The sequence below is a fragment of the Pseudomonas sp. KH_021 genome, from assembly GCF_057838865.1.
On the sequence record NZ_CM174477.1, the window covers coordinates 2,101,279 to 2,120,581 of the forward strand.

The following is a 19,303-nucleotide window of genomic DNA, read 5'->3' on the forward strand; positions in this document are numbered from 1 at the left end:
ACGGCAGACATTGAGCACCAAGATCATCACGAAGGAAGGCTTCGACGCGCTGAAGAAAGAGCTCGATTACCTCTGGCGCGAACACCGTCCCGATATCACGCAGAAAGTCACCTGGGCCGCCTCCCTGGGCGACCGCAGCGAAAACGCCGACTACCAGTACAACAAGAAACTGCTGCGCGAAATCGACCGTCGCGTGCGCTATCTGCGCAAGCGTCTGGAAGACATGCGTGTGGTGGAGTATTCGCCCGAACAGGATGGCCGGGTGTTTTTCGGCGCCTGGGTCGAGATCGAGAATGAAGCGGGTGAGCTGAAGAAGTTTCGCATCGTCGGCTATGACGAAATCTATGGGCGCATGGACTACATCTCCATCGACTCGCCCATGGCCCGCGCCCTGCTCAAGAAAGAAGTCGGGGACGAAGTGATCGTCCCCACGCCATCAGGCGACATGCTCTGGTGGGTGAACGAAATCCATTACCAGCCCACGCCCGACTGAAAGTCCCTTACCCCTCGCGCAGTACCGTCAGCGGGCCGCTGTTCAGGGCTCGCCGCGTGCCGTAGATACCGGCACCACCTACCAGCACCGCGCCCACCAGTGGCAGTAGCAACAGCCAGGGGTGCGGCGCCCAGGTAAGGTCCAGGGCGTAGCGATAGAGCACCAGGCTGATCACCTCGCAACCCACGGCCGCCAGCAAGCCGCTGGCTGCGCCCAACAGGCCGAATTCTATACGCCGAGTCTTGAGCAGCAAGCGTCGTTCGGCGCCCAGGGCGCGCAGCAAGGCCCCTTGGCGAATCCGTTCATCCAGCGTTGCCTGCAGGCCGGCGAAGAGCACCGCAAGGCCCGCCGCCAGGACAAACAACAGCACGTACTCAACGGCCAAGGTTACCTGGCCGAGGATGCTGCGCAGTTGTGCCAGCAGGGCCTCGACCTCAAGAATGGTGACCGCCGGGAACGCCCTGGACAGCGCCACGATTTGCGCGTCGTGGCCGGGGGCAAGGTAAAAGCTGGTGAGATAGGTGGTCGGCAAATCCTGCAGGGTGCCGGGCTGGAAGATCATGTAGAAGTTGGGCTGGAAGTTGTCCCAGTTGACCTGGCGCAGGCTGGTGACGCGCGCCTCGCGGATCATGCCGCCGACGTTGAAGGTCATGCGGTCGCCCAGGTTGAGCTTGAGGCTGGTCGCCAACTGAGACTCCACCGACACGCCCGGCAGGTCATCAGACTTGATGTCGCTCCACCAATGGCCAGCGGTCAAGGTGTTGCCGCTGGGCAGGTGGGCGGCCCAGGTCAGGCTCAGGTCGCGCTGGACCGCACGATCACCGCTGGAGTCCTTGCTGACGATCTGGCGAACCGCCTCGCCGTTGATCTGGGTCAGGCGCCCGGGGATGACCGGGTAGAGCGGGGCCGCCTGGGCCGACACATCATTCAATTGGTGAGCAAAGTTGTCCTTGTCGGCCGGCAGGATGTTCAGCGCGAAATAATTGGGTGCGTCCTTGGGCAACTGGTTTTGCCAGGTGTCGAGCAGCTCGCCGCGCAGCAGCGCAATCAAGGCCATCGCCAGCAGGATCAGACCGAAGGCGAGCGCTTGGCCCGCGGCAGCCAGCGGGTGGCGCAGTAACTGGCCCAGGCCCAGGCGCCAGGGCAGCGAGGCACCGGAGAGGGCGCGACGCAGGGTGCGCAGGCCGAGTAGCAGCAGGCCACCCAACAGCACTGCGGCTACCAGGCCACCGCCGAGCAGGGCGAAGGTCAGCACCAGGTCCAGGCTCAGGCGCCACATGATCAGGGTCAAGGCCAAGAGCGCGGTGCCGTAGATCAGCCAACTGCTCGGCGGCACCGGAAGCAGGTCGCGGCGCAGCACCCGCAGCGGCGGCACCCGGCCCAGCGCCGCCAGTGGCGGCAAGGCGAACCCGGCCAGCGCCACCAGCCCTGTGGCGATCCCCGCCACGGCCGGCAGTACGCCGCCGGGCGGCACTTCGGTGGGCAGCAGGCCGTGGAGCAACTGGAACAGCACTTGTTGCGCCAGCCAGCCGAGCAATGCCCCGGCGACACTGGCGACCAGCCCCAGTGCGGCCAGTTGCAGGCAGAACAGACTCAAGGCTTGGCGCCGGGACAGCCCCAGGCAGCGCAGCAGGGCGCTCGCATCATAACGGCGGCTGGCAAAACGGCTGGCGCACAAGGCCACGGCAACACCGCTGAGCAGGACCGCCACCAGGCTTGCCATGTTCAGGTAGCGTTCGGCCTTGCCCAGGGCTCCGCCGATCTGCCGGTTGCCGTCGCGCGAATCCTGCAGGCGTTGGTTGGCTTCAAGTGTGGGTTTAATAGCGTTGCGATAGGCCAGCAAGGCCTCGGGATTGCCGCGCCAGAGCTCGCGGTAGGTGACCCGACTGCCGGGCTGAACCACGCCAGTGGCATCGAGGTCGGCGAGGTTGATCAACACCCGAGGGGTCAAGCTGTAGAAGTTGCCGGCACGGTCTGGCTCGTAGGTGAGTACCCGGCTCATGCGCAGGGTTTTCAGGCCGACATCGATGCTGTCGCCCATCTTCAGGTTCAGTGCGGCTAATAACCGCGGTTCGACCCAGGCCTCACCGGGTGCCGGGCCGCCGCCACGGGTCTCGGGGCCATAGGGTTCGGCGGCACTCTTGAGCTCGCCGCGGAGGGGATAGGTAGTGTCGGCCGCCTTGATACTCGACAGCTGGATGCCGTTGTCGGTGGCCACCACGCTTGAGAACTCGACCACACTGGCATGAGTCAGGCCAAGGCCAGTGCCGCTGCTGATCTGCTCGGTGCGGGCAGGGGAGGAGCCCTGGAGGATCAGGTCGGCACCGAGAAATTCGGTCGCCCGCAACAGCATGGCGCCATTGAGGCGAGCGCCAAAATAGCCGATGGCGGTGCTGGCCGCGACCGCCACCACCAGAGCGAAGAACAAGACTCGCAGTTCCGTGGCGCGAGCATCGCGCCAGAGTTGCCGCATGGCCAGGCCGAACAAGCGCGAAGTGGGTGTCATCAAGGCTCCAGAGGGGCGACCAGGCGGCCGGCGTCCAGGCGGATCTGGCGATGGCAGCGGTGTGCCAGTCGCTCGTCGTGGGTCACCAGCACCAGGGTAGTGCCGCGTTCCTTGTTCAGTTCGAACAACAGATCGCTGATGCGCTCGCCCGTGTGGCTGTCGAGGTTACCGGTGGGCTCATCGGCGAACAGCACCGACGGCTCGGCTGCAAAGGCCCTGGCGATGGCGACGCGCTGTTGCTCGCCGCCGGAAAGCTGGCGCGGAGAATGGGTCAGTCGCGCCGCCAGTCCGACCCGCTCGAGCAAGTGACGGGCCTGGCTGCGGGCATCCTTGCGGCCATCGAGCTCCAGCGGCAACATGACGTTTTCCAGGGCATTAAGGCTGTCGAGCAATTGAAATGACTGGAAGACAAAACCCACGTGTTCGGCGCGCACTTGTGCGCGCTGATCTTCGTCCAGGGTGCTCAGGTCATTGCCGGCCAGCACCACCGCGCCGAAGCTGGGCAGGTCAAGGCCCGCGAGCAACCCCAGCAGGGTCGACTTGCCTGAGCCCGAGGCGCCGACAATAGCCAGGCTGTCGCCCTGGGCCAATTCCAGTGAGAGTTCATGCAGGATGGTCAGATCGCCTTCCGCGCTGGGGACCACTTTGCTAAGGTTGCGCGCTGTCAGAATGCTTGCGCCCATGGAGAGTCCGTATGCGAGTGTGGTTATTGAGTGTCGGCCTGGCCATGCTGTGCCTGGCTCAAGGCGCGACGGCGGGAACCGTTCTGGTCGTTGGCGATAGTATCAGCGCGGCTTTCGGCCTGGATACCCGCCAAGGGTGGGTGGCCTTGCTGGAACAGCGGCTCAAACGCGAGGGTTTTGACGATAAAGTGGTCAATGCCTCGATCAGTGGCGACACCAGTGCAGGCGGCCAGGCGCGGCTGCCGGCGCTGCTTGCCGAGCATAAGCCAAGCCTGGTGATTCTGGAACTTGGAGGCAATGATGGCCTGCGTGGCCAACAGCCAGCTCAATTGCAACAAAATCTTGCATCGATGGTGGATCTCTCTCGGCAGGCAGGGGCCAAGGTCTTGCTGCTGGGTATGCAACTGCCACCCAACTATGGTGCGCGCTACACTCAGGCGTTTGCCGGCGTTTATAGACAGCTTGCCGAGGAGAAAAACCTGCCTTGGGTGCCGTTTTTCCTTCAAGGGGTGGGCGGGGTACCCGAACTGATGCAGGGCGACGGAATCCACCCGGCCCAAGGGGCGCAGGGCAAGTTGCTGGAAAATGTCTGGCCGACGCTAAAACCGCTGCTTTGAGCTTTTCTCGGCACACGCTTTCGGCTAAGGTGGCGCCCCCGCTCTGGAGCCCCCGATGTCGCGTCCTGCCTGGTCCCTTTTCGCCTATAAACTGATCGAACCTGATGAGCAGCTGGACTTGTTCGCCTGTCAGGAGGTGAGGGTGCACCTGGTCACACGTCAATTGGAACTGGGTGGCTCGGCCGACCGCACGCTGTGCGGCACCTTGTTACCCGCTCAACCCCGCTGGCTGGCGGTGGAACCGACCATTTATCGCGACAGACGGTTGTGCAAACTGTGTCGCGCCATCCTCGACGCGCAACGGCGGGGCACCCGGCCCATCTGGCCTGAGCTCTGATCGGCGACCCTCAAGGGGGCTCGCGGTAGGGTAGCTCCCGTATTTTCGGGGGGCGGTGTACAATCGACGTCTTGACTTAACTGAATTTGCGAAGGATTTTCCGGATGTTGCCGCGTTTTTCCGCCGTTACCCGCTGCCTGTCACTTGCTGTCGTAATGGCGACAGGTTCTGCATCGGCCTTGGAGTTCCCTCTTCCGCCACCGGGCGAGGACATCATTGGCCAGGTACAGACGATCAAGGCTAAGTACGAAGATACCTTTGCCGACATCGCGACCGCCAACGACCTTGGCTATCTGGAAATGGTCGCCGCCAACCCGGGTGTCGATGCCTGGTTGCCGGGCGCGGGCACAGAGATTGTCCTGCCCACCCGTTTTATCCTGCCGCCAGGCCCGCGTGAAGGTATCGTGATCAACCTGGCCGAATACCGGCTGTACTACTACCCCAAGGGTCAGAGTGTGGTGTACACCTACCCGTTGGGTATCGGTCGCGAAGGCTGGGGTTCGCCCATCGCGCAGACCAAGGTCACCGCCAAGACGCCTAACCCGACCTGGACGCCACCCGCTTCGATCAAGGCCGAGCACGCCGCCGACGGCGACCCGCTGCCGAACGTAGTGCCGGCAGGGCCGGATAACCCGCTGGGCCCGTTCAAGTTCACCCTGGGTGTTCCGGGCTACCTGATCCACGGCTCGAACAAACTGTTCGGGATCGGCATGCGTACCAGCCATGGCTGTTTCCGCATGTACAACAACAACGTGCTTGCGCTGGCTGGCATGGCGCCTGTTGGCACATCGGTTCGCATTATCAACGAGCCCTACAAGTTCGGCCTGAGCGGCGGCAAGGTTTATCTGGAAGCGCACACGCCACTGGATGACAAGGGCGACCCGTCGGTGGTGGACAAGCATACGGCCGTGATCAATGCCTTGCTCAACCGCAAGGACCTGGGGCAGAACCTGCAAATGGATTGGGATGTTGTACGTGAGGTGATCGCCGCCGAAGACGGCATGCCAGTCGAGATTGCAGTACCGGGCCAAGTACCGATGGTGTCCAGTGTACCGTTGGAGTTGCAGTAACAACCTTGATACGCTCTCGCCTGATGGGGTGAGAGCCTAAAGACTGAAACCCGCCAAGCGCCCAATAAAAAAGCCGACCCACAAGTGGATCGGCTTTTTTTTGCAATAACCCCGAAGGATTATTACTTGCGGCTAGCTTTTTCCAGCATACGCAGAGCGCGCTCGTTAGCTTCGTCAGCAGTCTGTTGAGCTTTTTGAGCTGCAGCCAGAGCTTCATCAGCTTTGCGATACGCTTCGTCAGCACGAGCTTGTGCACGAGCTGCTGCGTCTTCAGTAGCAGTCAGGCGAGCTTCGGTTTCTTTAGATACGCTGCTGCAACCGGTAGCCAGAACTGCGGCCAGAGCCAGAGCAGAGAATTTCAGAACGTTGTTCATCGTGTTCCCCTTCAAGGACTTTCTATTAATAGCCATCTCTCGTGAATGAGAAAATCGCCGGCGTACATAGTACCCATTACTTGTAGTAAGTAAACTGACCGAGCGCAAGAACTGCGAAAAAATCTGCGCTTTTTGCACTAGTGATTGAACACCCTGATTAAAAAACCAGCAACCGATACTTTCATTGGCACAGGGGCGAAGCCAGCGCTACCACCGTGTAGGCGAACACACCAGGATGGCAATAAGCAATCCGCTGCTATTGTTCGAACGGGCTACCGTGGGGGCTGTTTGTTGTTGTTTTTTGTGAACTTATCGTGACTTTAGTTGCCAGAGTTCGTCTGATTCCAACAACACCCGGCACTTTTGCTCAGGCTTGACGTTCGGGTATTCGGCATGCGCCATCCGGCGAGCCAATAGGCGATTTATGGGGCGATCTCTTGAGCGTTGACAGGATTGGCGCCTACTATTGGTACGTGCTCATTTTGAAGAGAACAACCTGGCGGTTCTCGGTGTCAAATCAGGCACGGGGTGGCGTAGAGGTTCCTTCGCCGGCAAAACATCGGTAAGGTAGGGGTCAGATTACAAGACCCGCGAGGAGCAGTGATGAGCGAGGCGTTGTCCATCCACCATGACCAGGCTGGTCATCAATTCGAGACCAATGTGGACGGTCACCGTGCCTACTTGACCTACATGGATCTGGGCAAGCAGACACTGGATATATACCGTACCTTCGTGCCCAACGCGTTGCGAGGCCGGGGTATTGCCGCGGCATTGACCAAGCAGGCATTGGAATATGCAGAGAGCATGGGCTACACCGTGATCCCGTCGTGCTCTTATGTAGAGCGCTACATGGAACGGCATCAGCGCCATTCAGCGAAAATCTGAATTCTGCACACAAAAACGCCGGGCATTGCCCGGCGTTTTTGTTTGTGCTGTAGCTGTAGGAGCCAGCCTTGGCTGCGATCAAGGCACCGCGGTGTGTCAGGCGCGACGCATCGCGGGTAAACCCGGCTCCTACAGGTACGGGGTGTTCAGCCGCGTTTGCGCTTGGGCAGCACGTCCTTGAGTTTGGCGTGCATGCTGCGCAGGGTATCTTCGGTGGCTTTCCAGTCGATGCAGGCATCGGTGACGGACACGCCGTATTGCAGTTGCTCCAGGTCCTTTGGAATCGATTGGGCGCCCCAGTTCAGGTGGCTTTCGACCATCAGGCCGATGATCGACTGGTTGCCTTCCAGGATCTGGTTGGCGACGTTCTCCATCACCAGCGGCTGCAGGGCCGGGTCCTTGTTGGAGTTGGCGTGGCTGCAGTCGACCATGATGTTCGGGCGGATACTGGCCTTGTTCAGGGCCTGCTCGCACAGGGCAACGCTGACCGAGTCGTAGTTGGGTTTGCCATTGCCGCCACGCAATACCACGTGACCGTAGGCATTACCCTTGGTGGTGACAATGGACACGCCACCTTCCTGGTTGATACCCAGGAAACGGTGCGGGCTGGATACCGATTGCAAGGCATTGATGGCAACGGTCAGGCCGCCGTCGGTGCCGTTCTTGAAGCCGACCGCCGAGGACAGGCCGGAGGCCATTTCCCGGTGGGTCTGGGATTCGGTGGTGCGGGCGCCAATGGCCGACCAGCTGATCAGGTCCTGCAGGTACTGCGGGGAAATCGGATCAAGGGCTTCGGTTGCCGTTGGCAGGCCTTTTTCAGCCAGGTCCAGCAGCAGCTGGCGGCCAATGTGCAAGCCATCCTGGATCTTGAACGAGTCGTCCAGGTACGGGTCGTTGATCAGGCCTTTCCAGCCCACGGTGGTACGTGGCTTCTCGAAATAGACACGCATGACCAGGTAGAGAGTGTCGGACACTTCTTCGGCCAGCGCCTTGAGGCGGTCGGCGTATTCGTGAGCGGCCTTGATGTCGTGAATCGAGCACGGGCCGACCACGACGAACAGGCGATGATCCTTGCCATCGAGAATATTGCGCACGACTTCGCGACCGCGGGTAACGGTCTGCAGCGCAGTGGCGCTCAGGGGAATTTCCTTCTTGAGCTGATCAGGGGTGATCAGAGTCTCGTTGGAGGCAACGTTAAGGTCGTCGATCGGTAAATCAGCCATCGTGTTACTCGTCAGGTCACGGGTGCCGGCCGCCAGCGATCCCCGTGCGGCGGAGCGCAGCAAGATTGAGCGCAGCGGGGACCGGAACCTTAGCGCGTTACACCGGAGCGGACAATGGGCTGAACCCGCTTTCCTGCTTCTATAGGCCAGTTCAGGGCACTAAAGTTGTAGGGGTATAGGGATTTGTACGGCCGTTGGCTCCTGAGTCTGGCTCAAACTGGCGTGGGAAAACTCGGCGGCATGTTGCTCGACCCATTGCTGGGCGAGGGCTGCCAGTGACGCTTCGCTGACATCCCGGGGGGCGTGGGCGTCGCAGTAATGCTTGATCTGGCAAACCTGCTCGCCCATGCGCGCACCGAACAATGTCTGCTCATCGGTAAAGGCGATACCGATCAGGTAGCCTTCATCGAGCTTGTAGCACCAGGCTACGTAGCCTGGATAGCGGGCGTCTTGGCCTAGGCTTGGGATGATCATGTCGATCGCGGTGCCGCGTCGATAGGCGCGGTAATGATTGCAGGCTACGCCTCCCAGGCTGATAGTGTGCAGCCGTTGCCGGGAGAGGGTTGGGCTTTTGCGTGGGCTCAACTCCACGGGTACATCGAATGGGTGGGGTAAAAAACGATTCATGAACACCGACTCCAAGCGTCGACTTTCTGACTGTCCTGACCTGAGTGTAGTAAAGGAAATGGAACTCACTGATTTGAATGTGGATCAGTCTCTGCTGACTTTGCCTGGCAGCTCTTTGCTGATTTTTACCAGCGTTGGCTGCGCCAGTTGCCGCTGGGCGCGCCTGAAGTTGCCATTGATGGAGCTACCGGTAGATCGACTGTGCTGGATCGACGCCGCAGACAATGCCGGGGCAGTGCAGCGCTACGAGGTGTTTCATTTGCCGGCGCTGTTTCTGGTTCGCGAGGGTCAATTTCAGGGTCCAGTGCATGCGCGGTTGGAGCTGGCTGCCCTGACCGATGCCTTGGCCCAGGCGGCCGGTCGTGCAGCGGACGAACTACCATAAGCAAACACGCATCGAGATGATGACCGTAGGAGAGTGGTGCTATGGGTAAGGGGTTGGGGGACAAGCTGGTGGTCGCGATTTCATCGCGAGCGTTGTTCGATTTGGGCGAAAGCCATCGGGTGTACCTGACTGAGGGCGTAGAAGCCTACCGCCAGTACCAGATTGAGCACGAAGATGAGGTGCTTGAACCGGGCGATGCCTACCTGCTGGTTGAAAAGCTGCTGAGTCTCAATGCAAGGCTGGGGCAGGCGCGCGTGGACGTCGTGCTGGTTTCGCGTAACAGTGCCGACACCGGGTTGCGGGTTTTCAACTCCATCCAGCATCACGGGCTGGGCATTTCCCGTGCGGCATTTGTCGGGGGGCGCAGCCCTTATCCGTACTTGTCAGCCTTTGGCAGCCACCTGTTCTTGTCGACCGATGCCGAGGATGTGCGCAGTGCCTTGGACAACGGCTATGCCGCGGCGACCATTCTCTCCGGTGGTGCCCGACGTGCTCACAGCGCCGAGCTGCGAATCGCCTTTGACGGTGATGCGGTGTTGTTTTCCGATGAGTCCGAACGGGTGTATCAGATGGGTGGGCTGGAGGCTTTCCAGGCCAATGAACGAGAGTCGGCGCGCCGGCCGCTGCCAGGCGGTCCTTTCAAACCCTTTCTGGCAGCCCTGAACCTGCTGCAGAAAGAATTCCCCGAGGGCACCTGCCCGATTCGAACGGCACTGGTCACGGCCCGTTCGGCCCCCGCCCATGAGCGAGTCATTCGAACCTTGCGTGAATGGGATATTCGCCTGGACGAATCGCTGTTTCTGGGTGGGCTGGAAAAGGCTGCGTTCCTTGAGGCTTTCGCCGCCGACGTGTTTTTCGACGACCAACCTGGGCACTGCGAACGTGCGTTGGGGGTGGTCGCGACAGGCCATGTGCCTCACGGCATCAGCAACGAGCGAAAAATCTGACGCTGAGTTTCTGACACGCTCCCAGCGGCGCATCCGAGTGGCAACGGCGCTGCTAAGCTGAAGCAAGCCGTGCTGTAACGGCAGTCGAGGAGGTCAAATGATCCGTTCCATGCTGTTTGCAACTGACCTCGGTCTGTACGCTCCTTATGTCATGCAACATGCCTTGGCGCTGGCACGCACCTTCAACGCCGAGCTCTATGTCATCCACGCTGTCGAGCCCATGGGGCTGTTTGCCGAGTCGGTGCTGCAAAGCTATCTGGACGAATCGACCTTGACCAATTTGCAAAATCAAGGCGTCAACACGGTCATGGCCAACATCGAGCAGAAAGTGCTCAGCAGTTTTCGCGAGGAGCTGGGCGAAGGGCAACAGGACCTGGCTTTGATTCGCGCCGTGCGGGTACGCCAAGGCGACCCGTCAGAGGTCATTCTCGACCAGGCCGAACGCCTGGCAGTGGACCTGGTGATCGTTGGCAGCCACAGCCAGGGTGCGGGTAGCGAAATTCCGTTGGGACGGACCGCGGCCAGGGTGCTGCAGTTGTCCAAGGTGCCGGTCTACATGGTGCCATTGTCACAGCATGTGGGGCGCAGGAAGGCGTAAGTTTGCCGACGAAAGAATGTAGGTATTTTGATAAAAAGTTCTAGATTTATTCTTCACGCCGTTAATATAGTTATAAACACGTCGCTGGAGCATGTGGCATCCGGCTGATTTGAGGGATACCTATGAAGCTTCAACAATTGCGCTACATCTGGGAGGTGGCGCACCACGACCTCAACGTTTCCGCTACAGCGCAGAGCCTGTATACCTCCCAGCCTGGGATCAGTAAGCAGATTCGCCTGTTGGAAGACGAGTTGGGGGTGGAGGTTTTCGCTCGCAGCGGCAAGCACCTGACCCGCGTTACACCGGCCGGTGAGCGGATCATCACCACCGCAGGTGAGATCCTGCGCAAGGTTGAAAGCATCAAGCAGATCGCCCAGGAATTCTCCAACGAGAAAAAGGGCACCCTGTCGATCGCCACGACTCACACCCAGGCGCGTTACGCCTTGCCGCCTGTGATCAGCAATTTCATCAAGCAATACCCGGAAGTGGCGCTGCACATGCATCAGGGTTCGCCCATGCAGATCGCTGAAATGGCCGCTGACGGTACGGTCGATTTCGCCATTGCCACCGAGGCGCTGGAACTGTTCGGTGACTTGGTGATGATGCCGTGCTACCGCTGGAACCGTTGCGTGGTCGTGCCTCAGGGGCACCCGCTGACCAAGTTGCCAAAGCTGTCGTTGGAAGTGTTGGCCGAATACCCGATCGTCACCTACGTGTTCGGCTTTACGGGTCGCTCCAAGCTGGATGAAGCCTTCAGCCACCGTGGCTTGACGCCCAAAGTGGTATTCACCGCTGCTGACGCCGACGTCATCAAGACTTACGTCCGCCTGGGCCTGGGCGTGGGTATCGTCGCCAAGATGGCGGTTGATCCCAAGCTTGACAGCGACCTGGTGGTACTGGATGCCAGCGAATTGTTTGAGTCGAGCATTACCAAGATCGGCTTTCGGCGTGGGACATTCCTACGCGGTTTCATGTGCGACTTTATCGAGAAGTTTGCTCCGCACCTGACGCGTGAGGTGATGGCTAAGGCGATTCAATGCCACAACAAGCAGGAACTTGAAGATTTGTTCGACGGTGTAGAGCTGCCCGTTCATTGATTTTCCAGCGCTTTTGAAAAAAAACGCCCCGTCAGGGGCGTTTTTTTTTGAGCTGTTATCGCTGACCGGCCAAGAAAAATGCAGATTCGGCATGGTTTTTGACAAAAGGCCATCGGAAATTTCCCAGAATATTTCGGAAACGTCTCGTAGGCCTAGGGCAAATAGCTCGGGATAATCCTCAGCGCCCTTGGAGGGCAATATCAAGTTGCCTCTACTTGTTGGCCTCATCAGGAGATAAGCGGATGAACGTGAAACGGATTGCACTTTCAAAGTTTGAGCGCAGAGCGAGGACCGTCAGCCATGCCTAAGGCACTGATTGTCGATGATCACCCCTTTATCCGCGCCAGCGTCAACCTGTTACTCCAGAACGAACGGTTCGACGTTGTTGGCCAGACGGATAACGGCATGGAAGCCGTACGCCTGGCGCGTGAGCTGGAGCCGGACTTGATGATTCTTGATATCAGCCTTCCGGGTATTGATGGCCTGGAGGTGATCAGCCGGATCAAGCAGATGGGGTTGTCGGTGAAAATCTTGATACTGACTTCCCAACTGCCTGACTTTTTTTCCATGCGATGCCTGAAGGCCGGGGCCGTTGGCTATGTCTCGAAATCCGATGAGCTGTGCGAGCTGAGCAAGGCTGTGCACGCGGTGATGTCGGGCTACATGTACTTTCCCGAAGTGGCGCTCAGTTCAGTGAGCCGGGCTGTTTTACGAACCTCCGAAGGCGAATGCATTGCCGCCCTGACGGACCGCGAACTGTTGGTGCTGCAGTATTTGTCGCGGGGGCTCAGCAACAAGGCCATCGGCGAAGAGATGCTGCTCAGCAATAAGACAATCAGTACCTACAAGACTCGCCTGATCGAGAAGTTCAGGGTCAACTCGGTGGTGGATCTGGCGGATATCGCCAGGCGTCATCTGCTGGTTTAGGTGGCCGATTCTTGTGCAATCTCGAGCAAGTCCTGTCATCGAATCGCCCGCTCAATGTGCTGGTCGTGGACGACCATCCGGCCAATCGAACGCTGCTGATGCAACAGCTGACTTATCTCGGTCATCGGGTTCGTATTTGTGAGCAGGGCCGGGAAGGGCTGCTGTGCTGGCTCAAGGACACCTTCGATGTGGTCATCACCGATTGCAACATGCCGGTGCTTGATGGCTATCAGCTGGCACGGGCCATCCGTGAGCATGAACGACGCACTGGCAAGGATTGTTGCTTGATCCTGGCGGTGACGGCCAATGTACAAGCGTTTGAGCGCGATCGCTGTCTGGCAGCCGGCATGGATGCCTGCCTGTTCAAGCCGCTCAGCATAAAAGCCTTGGAGGAGGTTTTAAGGGGTAGGGGGAGCGCACCTGCCGAGCTTGCGCCGAGCGAGCTGTCGGCGGCGCTGCCCGAAGTGGATATCAGCAGCTTGATGAAACTGACAGGGGGAGACCCAGCGGCAGTCAGGGCGTTGTTAGGGGATTTGCTGAGTAGCAACCGGCAGGATCTGAGGCAGCTGGACCGATTGCATCACGGCAAGGATCTGCGCGGCCTGGCCGACCTTGTGCACCGACTCAAGGGGGGCGCTCGGATTATTCGGGCGCATGGCCTATTGGGCGCCTGTGCGCAACTCGAACAGGCCTGTTCGAGCTGCGCTCCAGTCCATCGCATCAGGCCGTTGGTAGGCAGGCTGCGCCAGTCGATCCTGGCGCTTGAGCGGGTGCTGGAGCGCTACTGTCAGCGCGAGTAGCCTCAGGCCTTGCTGATCAAGTTGCCGGCGTGCAGGCCACATTCTTTCTGGGTGGCTTCTTCCCACCACCAACGGCCTTCGCGCTCGTGCTGGTTGGGCAGTACCGGGCGGGTGCAGGGCTCGCAGCCGATGCTGATGAAGCCACGCTCATGCAGGCTGTTGTACGGCAGCTCCAGCATGCGGATATAGCCCCAGACTTCTTCGCTGCTCATCTGTGCCAAGGGGTTGAACTTGTACAGTGGGCGCTCGGGCGTCGAGAAGGCGCCGTCGATCTCCAGCGATGCCACCTGGCTGCGGGTGCCAGGGCTCTGGTCCCGGCGTTGGCCGGTGGCCCAGGCCTTGACGGTGGACAGTTTACGGCGCAGAGGCTCGATTTTGCGGATGCCGCAGCATTCGCCGTGGCCGTCCTTATAGAAGCTGAACAGGCCCTTTTCCTTGACCAGGGCTTCAAGCTTGCTGTGCTCGGGCGAGACGACCTCGATGGCGATGTTGTAGTGATCGCGCACCTGTTCAATAAACCGATAGGTTTCCGGGTGCAGGCGACCAGTGTCCAGGCTGAACACTTTGACGTTCTTGTTCAGTTTCCAGGCCATGTCCACCAGCACCACGTCTTCCGCGCCGCTGAAGGAAATCCACAGATCATCACCAAAGTGCTCGAAGGCAAGCTTGAGGATGTCTTGTGGGGACTTGTTGGCGTAGGTCGCAGCCAGGGCGGCGACGTCGAAGGATGGGCTCATCAGGCGGCTTCCGGTCATTGAGTGGCGCTTGGCGCTCGTATGAGGTAGATCTTATCAAAAAATGACAGGGTGCCGGGTCGCTTTGATGGGGCGGCGTTGCTAGAGTGCGGCTTCCTTTTTTCGTGTTGCTCGAGGAGTGTGCTGTGGAAATTGCGTGTCTCGACCTGGAAGGCGTACTGGTCCCTGAAATCTGGATCGCCTTTGCAGAGAAAACCGGAATCGAATCGCTCAGGGCAACGACCCGCGATATTCCAGACTACGACGTATTGATGAAGCAGCGCCTGCGCATACTCGACGAGCATGGGCTCAAGCTTGCTGATATCCAGGAAGTGATTGCCACCCTCAAGCCGCTCGATGGCGCGGTGGAGTTCGTCAACTGGCTGCGTGAGCGGTTCCAGGTGGTGATCCTGTCCGATACCTTCTATGAGTTTTCACAGCCGCTGATGCGTCAGCTGGGCTTCCCCACGCTGCTGTGTCATCGCCTGATCACCGATGAAACCGGTCGGGTGACCGGTTACCAGTTGCGTCAAAAAGACCCCAAGCGCCAGTCGGTGCTGGCCTTCAAGAGCTTGTACTACCGGGTGATCGCGGCGGGCGACTCCTACAATGACACCACCATGCTGGGCGAAGCCGATGCTGGCATCCTGTTCCATGCTCCGGAAAACGTGATTCGTGAGTTCCCGCAATTCCCGGCGGTGCATGACTTCACAGCACTCAAGCAGGAATTCATCAAGGCCTCGAACCGGACCTTGAGCCTGTAAATCAAAACGACCGGCGAAAGGCCATGCCTGATGCTCCGGTCAGGCGGCCATTCTGTAGGAGCCGAGCTTGCTCGCGAGGGGCCATACCTGACACACCGCGTTGGCCCAATCGCCGCATAGGTATCTACACAATTCTGGGGCAGCGCGGCTCTTGTAGCCGCTGCCGAGGTACGAGGCTGCGATCGGCGGCGAAGCCGTCGTAAATTCAGGCCCTTCGGTGTGCCTGATGGATTACGGTCTCAGGTTTTACGGCCGCTTCGCTGCCGATCGCAGCCTCGTACCTCGTCAGCGGCTACATTCGTAGCAGTAGACGAGTTCAGCGAGGCCAGGTCCGGGGACGTAGTCCTCGCAAAGCCTGTACTCGCGGTGTATCTGAATACTGAAGTGCCAGGTTTTACGACTGCTGCGCAGCCGGACGTGGCCTCGTTCTACTCGTCCACTGCTACGAAATGCAGTACACCAAAAGATGTGTAGATACCTATCCAATCGCCGGCAAGCCGTGCTCCTATGCGATCCTCGGCGATCAGGTGCTGATGATCAGCGATGCGGCCAATGACTTGCGCTTTCATGACAACCCTTTGGTGACCGGCGCGCCTCATATCCGTTTTTATGCGGGCTGCCCTTTGCGGGTCAGTAATGGCAGTAAAGTCGGCACCTTATGCCTGATCGATACACGCCCGCGGGTTTTGGATGACGATGAAAAAGCCCTGCTCAAGGACTTGGCCAGCATGGCCGAACAGGAAATCGAGGCGCTGCGTGACATGGACATTATCGGTCGCGTGGGGGGTGATGAATTCGTGCTGCTGCTGATGGCGACCAGTGCAAGTGAAAGCAAGCTGATTTTGCAGCGGCTGCAGACTGCGCTCAAGACTCACGCGCAGCTGGCCGGGCGGGGATATGAAATTCGCTACAGTGTCGGCCAGATCGAATACGACCCGGCCCGGCACGATTCGGTCAAGCGCTTGCTGGCTGACGCGGATGCGCGGATGTATGCCAACAAGCGTCGCGGCTAATTAATCGGCAACCTGAATCAGGTTCTGATTGCCATGCTTGTCCGCCTTGTACCGCATGGCAACCGCCGGCGCTGGGCCGCTCTTGCCGGTTTCCATCCATTTGCGCAGGCGCGATGCATCGGCAAAGTGGGTGTATTTGCCAAAGGCATCCAGAATCACCATGGCCACCGGGCGGTCGGCCATGCTGGTCAATAGCACCAGGCAGTGCCCGGCCTCGTTGGTGAAGCCGGTCTTGGTCAGCTTGATGTCCCAGTTGCTTTTGTTGACCAGGTGGTCGGTGTTACGAAAGCCCAAGGTGTAGTTGGGCTTGGTGAACGCCACGGTTTTCTCGCGGGTGGTGCTCAGCTCACCCAGCAGCGGATAGCTGCGTGAGGCCAGCAGCAATTTGCTCAAGTCACGGGCCGTCGAGACGTTTTGGGTGGAAAGGCCGGTCGGTTCGACATAGCGCGTGCGGTTCATGCCCAGCGCTCGGGCCTTGGCGTTCATGGCCGCAATGAACGCCCCATAGCCGCCCGGATAGTGATGGGCGAGGGTAGTGGCCGCGCGGTTTTCCGAAGACATCAGCGTAATCAGCAGCATCTCGCGGCGGTTTAACTGGCTACCCAGGCGAACGCGCGAAAATACACCTTTCATGTCCGGGTTCTGGGTGATGGTGACCGTCAGAATTTCAGCCATGGATTGCTTGGCATCCAGCACCACCATGGCCGTCATCAGTTTGGTGACCGAGGCAATCGGCAAGACGCGATCAGGGTTGTTGGCATACAGCACTTGATGGGTTTGCAAGTCGATCAGCAACGCACTGCCAGAGGCCAGGTGAAGTTGCGAAGGGTCTCGTTGGACAGCGGGGGGAGGTTGGGCAATAGCGTTCGACGTGACGGCGGCAGTTCCTGTCAATAGCAGGATCAGGCTCAGAATCGAAAGGGAAGTTTTCACGTGTAGCGCTCACTAAAAGTTAGGTATGCCGTTGGTGTTGCGAGCTTTTTCTTCTGAAAAAAAACCGTTACATTTTATGAGTATGGCTGAGCGGCTGTCGATTGCCGAGGCCTACGAAAATATTTTGGCGCGCTCATTAAAAAGCCCCGCAACAGGGCGGGGCAAGGGGTGTGCGGAGCAAACGCACGATGAAGACGATATCAATAGCTGACAGCCGTCGGGGCCAGGCTCTGATGCAAGGCCTGCGCTGCTGGCAGTGAGGTTAGCGGGCCGCTGATAGGCTCGCCATCCTGGACCAGATACCAGCATGCCAACACACCCGTGGCGCGCAGGCGCTCGGGTACGGCACTGCCGATAACCGACATGATTTTTACTGTGGGCATGGGGCTCTCCTTCAGTTCATGCTGGCCAGAATACGGCCTGGCATGAGGCGGGAGAAATCATCGCTCTTGATAGTCAACATCGACGGCAGTGAGACAAACGGATGCATTTGCGGCGCAAGCCCCGATTCAAAAGGATAGAGAACAACAGCCGGTGCTATGACAGCGATTTTGTAAGATTTTGCGTATCCGATGGGTAAAGGTTGTGTAAGGTCCGACCAGCGGATGTCCAAGTCTCGTGCAAAACACAAAGGAGAAAACCATGCCCGTTATTCCCAACAAGGACACAGTCCTGTGCATGTCATTGGCCGGGCGGCCGGGCACCTTTGGTGTGCGCTTTCATAACCACCTGTATGAACAGCTGGGGCTCAATTACTACTACAAGGCCATGACCACCACTGATCTGCCCGCTGCAGTGGGTGGTATTCGCGCATTGGGTATTCGTGGCTGCGGCGTATCCATGCCATTCAAGGAGGCCTGTATTGCACTGGTGGACGAACTGGACCCTTCGGCGGCGGCCATCCAATCGATCAATACGCTGCTCAACACAGACGGACACCTCAAGGCCTATAACACCGATTACCTGGCGATACGCCAACTGATCGAACAGCATCGGCTGGACCCAGGCATGACGTTCGCCTTGCGTGGCAGTGGCGGGATGGCAAAGGCTGTGGCCTCGGCGTTTCGAGATGCCGGTTTCAAGCGGGGGACGATCGTGGCGCGTAATGCCGAGGCCGGCCGCACGCTGGCTTTGGCCTGTGGCTATGAGTGGCAACCGCAGGTCGGTAGCTTGCGCCCGCAGATGCTGGTGAACGTGACCCCGATCGGCATGAGTGGTGGCGCTGAAGCTGATCAACTGTCGTTTGACGTTGAAGTGATCGAAGCGGCGCAGACGATATTCGATGTGGTGGCGATGCCCGCGCAGACGCCATTGGTGCTCAAGGGGCAGGCGCTGGGCAAGCAGGTGATCACCGGCCTTGAGGTGATCGCCCTGCAGGCACTGGAGCAGTTTGTGCTGTATACCGGCGTTCGCCCCTCAACCGATCAAGTCAACAAGGCCGTCGAGTACGCCGTGGCCCGGTAGGAGCAGAGTTTACTCGCGATAGCATCACTGCGGTCTATCCGGCATTCGCGGTGATGCCATCGCGACCAAGGTCTGCTCCTACCGGGCAAAGTGTCAGTGAAGTCGTAATATCAAGAGGCGTCTTCAAGACGCGCCAGGCGCTCCTCCAGCGCTGCAATGCGCGCTTCCAGTTCTTCGATGCGATCCGAGGAGGCGCCAGAAGCGCGTTCCGGCCCTTGTTGGCGCGCCGCGAGGATGGCTTCAATGTCGGCAGGGTCACCCATGGCATGGGTGTAGCGGTCTTCACGCTGGCCGGCCTGGCGCGGCAGATGCAGGGCGAAGCCCCGGGCGATCAAACGTTCCAGCTGGTGTATCACCTGCTCGGTGTCTTCAAATTCATGCATTCTAGTGCTGCGGGTCAGCAGTTCGTTGACGGTTTGCGGCCCGCGTAAAAACATCAGCCCCATCAGGATGACCTGTGCCGGTACCAACTCCAGGGCCTTGTCCAGGCGATGTTCCCAGCGGTCGGCGCGGCTGCCCATCACCAGGCGCGTCATGCCTTGGCCTTCCAGCGCGCGCAGGCTCTGGCCAACCTGGCCGGGTGTCAGGTTAGTGACAGGTTCGCGGCTGGTTTTCTGGTTGCAGGCCAATACCAGTGCATTGAGCGTCAGGGGATAGGTTTCAGGGTTGGTAGCTTGCTTTTCGATCAGCGAACCAAGAACGCGAATTTCGGTGGGGTTGAGCCGTGCATCAGAAGGAGTATCGTGTTCGGCGGACATGGCTCTGTCTCTTTGTAAAGGAAAGCGCCTAGCCTAGGGTCTTTGCTTCACAAAAGACAAGCTGCCCC

Annotated in this window: 24 protein-coding genes; 15 read left to right on the forward strand and 9 right to left on the reverse strand. The window is 59.4% G+C overall.

Annotated features, from left to right (window positions below; genetic code table 11):
• The first annotated feature begins 10 nt into the window (after positions 1-10).
• Positions 11-493, forward strand: coding sequence for a transcription elongation factor GreB (gene greB, locus AC3IX4_RS09810; RefSeq protein ID WP_489260347.1), 483 nt, complete (start codon positions 11-13; stop codon positions 491-493).
• Between the two features lie 7 nt (positions 494-500).
• Here greB and AC3IX4_RS09815 read toward each other — a convergent pair whose 3' ends face one another.
• Both AC3IX4_RS09815 and AC3IX4_RS09820 read right to left on the reverse strand, forming a co-directional pair.
• On the reverse strand, positions 501-2,999 hold the full coding sequence (locus tag AC3IX4_RS09815) for an ABC transporter permease (protein ID WP_489260348.1): 2,499 nt from the start codon (positions 2,997-2,999) through the stop codon (positions 501-503).
• Positions 2,999-3,682, reverse strand: coding sequence for an ABC transporter ATP-binding protein (locus AC3IX4_RS09820; protein ID WP_489260349.1), 684 nt, complete (start codon positions 3,680-3,682; stop codon positions 2,999-3,001). Before AC3IX4_RS09820 ends, AC3IX4_RS09815 begins: the two co-directional genes overlap by 1 nt.
• Positions 3,683-3,693: 11 nt before the next feature.
• Between AC3IX4_RS09820 and AC3IX4_RS09825 the strand changes: the two genes are divergently transcribed.
• The 3 genes from AC3IX4_RS09825 to AC3IX4_RS09835 all read left to right on the forward strand — a co-directional run bounded on the left by AC3IX4_RS09825 (position 3,694) and on the right by AC3IX4_RS09835 (position 5,706).
• Positions 3,694-4,299 (forward strand): arylesterase, encoded by a 606-nt coding sequence (locus tag AC3IX4_RS09825; protein WP_489260350.1) that lies wholly within the window; start codon positions 3,694-3,696, stop codon positions 4,297-4,299.
• A 55-nt stretch (positions 4,300-4,354) separates the two neighbouring features.
• Positions 4,355-4,636 (forward strand): hypothetical protein, encoded by a 282-nt coding sequence (locus AC3IX4_RS09830; RefSeq protein WP_489260351.1) that lies wholly within the window; start codon positions 4,355-4,357, stop codon positions 4,634-4,636.
• A 104-nt stretch (positions 4,637-4,740) separates the two neighbouring features.
• The gene (locus AC3IX4_RS09835; RefSeq protein ID WP_489260352.1) at positions 4,741-5,706 is read left to right on the forward strand and encodes a L,D-transpeptidase family protein; all 966 of its coding nucleotides are present in this window, start codon (positions 4,741-4,743) and stop codon (positions 5,704-5,706) included.
• Positions 5,707-5,828: 122 nt separating this feature from the next.
• Here AC3IX4_RS09835 and oprI read toward each other — a convergent pair whose 3' ends face one another.
• On the reverse strand, positions 5,829-6,080 hold the full coding sequence (gene oprI / locus AC3IX4_RS09840; RefSeq protein ID WP_003448337.1) for an outer membrane lipoprotei OprI: 252 nt from the start codon (positions 6,078-6,080) through the stop codon (positions 5,829-5,831).
• 603 nt (positions 6,081-6,683) lie between these two features.
• Between oprI and AC3IX4_RS09845 the strand changes: the two genes are divergently transcribed.
• On the forward strand, positions 6,684-6,965 hold the full coding sequence (locus tag AC3IX4_RS09845) for a GNAT family N-acetyltransferase (protein ID WP_489260353.1): 282 nt from the start codon (positions 6,684-6,686) through the stop codon (positions 6,963-6,965).
• 146 nt (positions 6,966-7,111) lie between these two features.
• Here AC3IX4_RS09845 and AC3IX4_RS09850 read toward each other — a convergent pair whose 3' ends face one another.
• A complete protein-coding gene (locus AC3IX4_RS09850; protein WP_489260354.1) occupies positions 7,112-8,188 on the reverse strand; it encodes a 3-deoxy-7-phosphoheptulonate synthase in 1,077 nt (358 codons plus the stop codon).
• Between the two features lie 159 nt (positions 8,189-8,347).
• A complete protein-coding gene (locus AC3IX4_RS09855) occupies positions 8,348-8,815 on the reverse strand; it encodes a PilZ domain-containing protein (protein WP_489260355.1) in 468 nt (155 codons plus the stop codon).
• Here AC3IX4_RS09855 and AC3IX4_RS09860 point away from each other — a divergent pair.
• From AC3IX4_RS09860 to AC3IX4_RS09885, 6 genes are all read left to right on the forward strand, one after another.
• Positions 8,814-9,200 (forward strand): YbbN family protein, encoded by a 387-nt coding sequence (locus AC3IX4_RS09860; protein ID WP_489260356.1) that lies wholly within the window; start codon positions 8,814-8,816, stop codon positions 9,198-9,200. The two genes, AC3IX4_RS09855 and AC3IX4_RS09860, sit on opposite strands and share 2 nt — an antisense overlap.
• 41 nt (positions 9,201-9,241) lie before the next feature.
• Positions 9,242-10,147 (forward strand): 5'-nucleotidase, encoded by a 906-nt coding sequence (locus tag AC3IX4_RS09865; protein ID WP_489260357.1) that lies wholly within the window; start codon positions 9,242-9,244, stop codon positions 10,145-10,147.
• Between the two features lie 97 nt (positions 10,148-10,244).
• Positions 10,245-10,745 carry a universal stress protein gene (locus tag AC3IX4_RS09870; protein WP_489260358.1) on the forward strand — a complete coding sequence of 167 codons (501 nt, stop codon included), beginning with the start codon at positions 10,245-10,247 and terminating at the stop codon, positions 10,743-10,745.
• A gap of 122 nt (positions 10,746-10,867) precedes the next feature.
• Entirely contained in the window at positions 10,868-11,842 is a 975-nt protein-coding gene (gene cysB, locus AC3IX4_RS09875; RefSeq protein ID WP_489260359.1) for an HTH-type transcriptional regulator CysB, read from the forward strand.
• Positions 11,843-12,142: 300 nt separating this feature from the next.
• Positions 12,143-12,769, forward strand: coding sequence for a response regulator (locus AC3IX4_RS09880; protein ID WP_489260360.1), 627 nt, complete (start codon positions 12,143-12,145; stop codon positions 12,767-12,769).
• A gap of 11 nt (positions 12,770-12,780) precedes the next feature.
• A complete protein-coding gene (locus tag AC3IX4_RS09885; RefSeq protein WP_489260361.1) occupies positions 12,781-13,569 on the forward strand; it encodes a response regulator in 789 nt (262 codons plus the stop codon).
• Positions 13,570-13,571: 2 nt separating this feature from the next.
• Here AC3IX4_RS09885 and AC3IX4_RS09890 read toward each other — a convergent pair whose 3' ends face one another.
• Positions 13,572-14,306, reverse strand: coding sequence for a phosphoadenylyl-sulfate reductase (locus tag AC3IX4_RS09890; protein WP_489260362.1), 735 nt, complete (start codon positions 14,304-14,306; stop codon positions 13,572-13,574).
• 143 nt (positions 14,307-14,449) lie between these two features.
• Here AC3IX4_RS09890 and thrH point away from each other — a divergent pair, with 143 nt between their 5' ends.
• Both thrH and AC3IX4_RS09900 read left to right on the forward strand, forming a co-directional pair.
• A complete protein-coding gene (gene thrH, locus AC3IX4_RS09895) occupies positions 14,450-15,067 on the forward strand; it encodes a bifunctional phosphoserine phosphatase/homoserine phosphotransferase ThrH (protein WP_489260363.1) in 618 nt (205 codons plus the stop codon).
• 449 nt (positions 15,068-15,516) lie between these two features.
• Complete coding sequence (locus AC3IX4_RS09900; protein ID WP_489260364.1) at positions 15,517-16,080, forward strand: sensor domain-containing diguanylate cyclase; 564 nt, start codon at positions 15,517-15,519, stop codon at positions 16,078-16,080.
• On the opposite strand, the gene pbpG is transcribed toward AC3IX4_RS09900, so the two are convergent.
• A complete protein-coding gene (pbpG, locus tag AC3IX4_RS09905; protein ID WP_489260365.1) occupies positions 16,081-17,013 on the reverse strand; it encodes a D-alanyl-D-alanine endopeptidase in 933 nt (310 codons plus the stop codon).
• Positions 17,014-17,038: 25 nt separating this feature from the next.
• Here pbpG and AC3IX4_RS09910 point away from each other — a divergent pair, with 25 nt between their 5' ends.
• A complete protein-coding gene (locus AC3IX4_RS09910) occupies positions 17,039-17,224 on the forward strand; it encodes a hypothetical protein (protein WP_489260366.1) in 186 nt (61 codons plus the stop codon).
• Here the strand turns inward: AC3IX4_RS09910 and AC3IX4_RS09915 are convergent.
• Entirely contained in the window at positions 17,214-17,396 is a 183-nt protein-coding gene (locus AC3IX4_RS09915) for a hypothetical protein (protein ID WP_489260367.1), read from the reverse strand. The genes AC3IX4_RS09910 and AC3IX4_RS09915 overlap by 11 nt on opposite strands.
• 259 nt (positions 17,397-17,655) lie before the next feature.
• Here AC3IX4_RS09915 and AC3IX4_RS09920 point away from each other — a divergent pair, with 259 nt between their 5' ends.
• Positions 17,656-18,477 carry a shikimate 5-dehydrogenase gene (locus AC3IX4_RS09920; RefSeq protein WP_489260368.1) on the forward strand — a complete coding sequence of 274 codons (822 nt, stop codon included), beginning with the start codon at positions 17,656-17,658 and terminating at the stop codon, positions 18,475-18,477.
• Positions 18,478-18,587: 110 nt separating this feature from the next.
• On the opposite strand, the gene AC3IX4_RS09925 is transcribed toward AC3IX4_RS09920, so the two are convergent.
• Positions 18,588-19,235, reverse strand: a complete 648-nt coding sequence (locus tag AC3IX4_RS09925; protein WP_489260369.1) for a YceH family protein — start codon at positions 19,233-19,235, stop codon at positions 18,588-18,590.
• Positions 19,236-19,303: the final 68 nt, after the last annotated feature.

What these genes read in the sequence shown, in the direction of transcription:
- AC3IX4_RS09815 (WP_489260348.1), bottom strand. Translation starts at nt 2,999, where the DNA reads ATGACACCCACTTCGCGCTTGTTCGGCCTGGCCATGCGGCAACTCTGG.
- AC3IX4_RS09820 (WP_489260349.1), bottom strand. Translation starts at nt 3,682, where the DNA reads ATGGGCGCAAGCATTCTGACAGCGCGCAACCTTAGCAAAGTGGTCCCC.
- AC3IX4_RS09825 (WP_489260350.1), top strand. Translation starts at nt 3,694, where the DNA reads ATGCGAGTGTGGTTATTGAGTGTCGGCCTGGCCATGCTGTGCCTGGCT.
- AC3IX4_RS09830 (WP_489260351.1), top strand. Translation starts at nt 4,355, where the DNA reads ATGTCGCGTCCTGCCTGGTCCCTTTTCGCCTATAAACTGATCGAACCT.
- AC3IX4_RS09835 (WP_489260352.1), top strand. Translation starts at nt 4,741, where the DNA reads ATGTTGCCGCGTTTTTCCGCCGTTACCCGCTGCCTGTCACTTGCTGTC.
- oprI (WP_003448337.1), bottom strand. Translation starts at nt 6,080, where the DNA reads ATGAACAACGTTCTGAAATTCTCTGCTCTGGCTCTGGCCGCAGTTCTG.
- AC3IX4_RS09845 (WP_489260353.1), top strand. Translation starts at nt 6,684, where the DNA reads ATGAGCGAGGCGTTGTCCATCCACCATGACCAGGCTGGTCATCAATTC.
- AC3IX4_RS09850 (WP_489260354.1), bottom strand. Translation starts at nt 8,188, where the DNA reads ATGGCTGATTTACCGATCGACGACCTTAACGTTGCCTCCAACGAGACT.
- AC3IX4_RS09860 (WP_489260356.1), top strand. Translation starts at nt 8,814, where the DNA reads ATGAACACCGACTCCAAGCGTCGACTTTCTGACTGTCCTGACCTGAGT.
- AC3IX4_RS09855 (WP_489260355.1), bottom strand. Translation starts at nt 8,815, where the DNA reads ATGAATCGTTTTTTACCCCACCCATTCGATGTACCCGTGGAGTTGAGC.
- AC3IX4_RS09865 (WP_489260357.1), top strand. Translation starts at nt 9,242, where the DNA reads ATGGGTAAGGGGTTGGGGGACAAGCTGGTGGTCGCGATTTCATCGCGA.
- AC3IX4_RS09870 (WP_489260358.1), top strand. Translation starts at nt 10,245, where the DNA reads ATGATCCGTTCCATGCTGTTTGCAACTGACCTCGGTCTGTACGCTCCT.
- cysB (WP_489260359.1), top strand. Translation starts at nt 10,868, where the DNA reads ATGAAGCTTCAACAATTGCGCTACATCTGGGAGGTGGCGCACCACGAC.
- AC3IX4_RS09880 (WP_489260360.1), top strand. Translation starts at nt 12,143, where the DNA reads ATGCCTAAGGCACTGATTGTCGATGATCACCCCTTTATCCGCGCCAGC.
- AC3IX4_RS09890 (WP_489260362.1), bottom strand. Translation starts at nt 14,306, where the DNA reads ATGAGCCCATCCTTCGACGTCGCCGCCCTGGCTGCGACCTACGCCAAC.
- AC3IX4_RS09900 (WP_489260364.1), top strand. Translation starts at nt 15,517, where the DNA reads ATGCAGTACACCAAAAGATGTGTAGATACCTATCCAATCGCCGGCAAG.
- AC3IX4_RS09910 (WP_489260366.1), top strand. Translation starts at nt 17,039, where the DNA reads ATGCCGTTGGTGTTGCGAGCTTTTTCTTCTGAAAAAAAACCGTTACAT.
- AC3IX4_RS09915 (WP_489260367.1), bottom strand. Translation starts at nt 17,396, where the DNA reads ATGCCCACAGTAAAAATCATGTCGGTTATCGGCAGTGCCGTACCCGAG.
- AC3IX4_RS09920 (WP_489260368.1), top strand. Translation starts at nt 17,656, where the DNA reads ATGCCCGTTATTCCCAACAAGGACACAGTCCTGTGCATGTCATTGGCC.
- AC3IX4_RS09925 (WP_489260369.1), bottom strand. Translation starts at nt 19,235, where the DNA reads ATGTCCGCCGAACACGATACTCCTTCTGATGCACGGCTCAACCCCACC.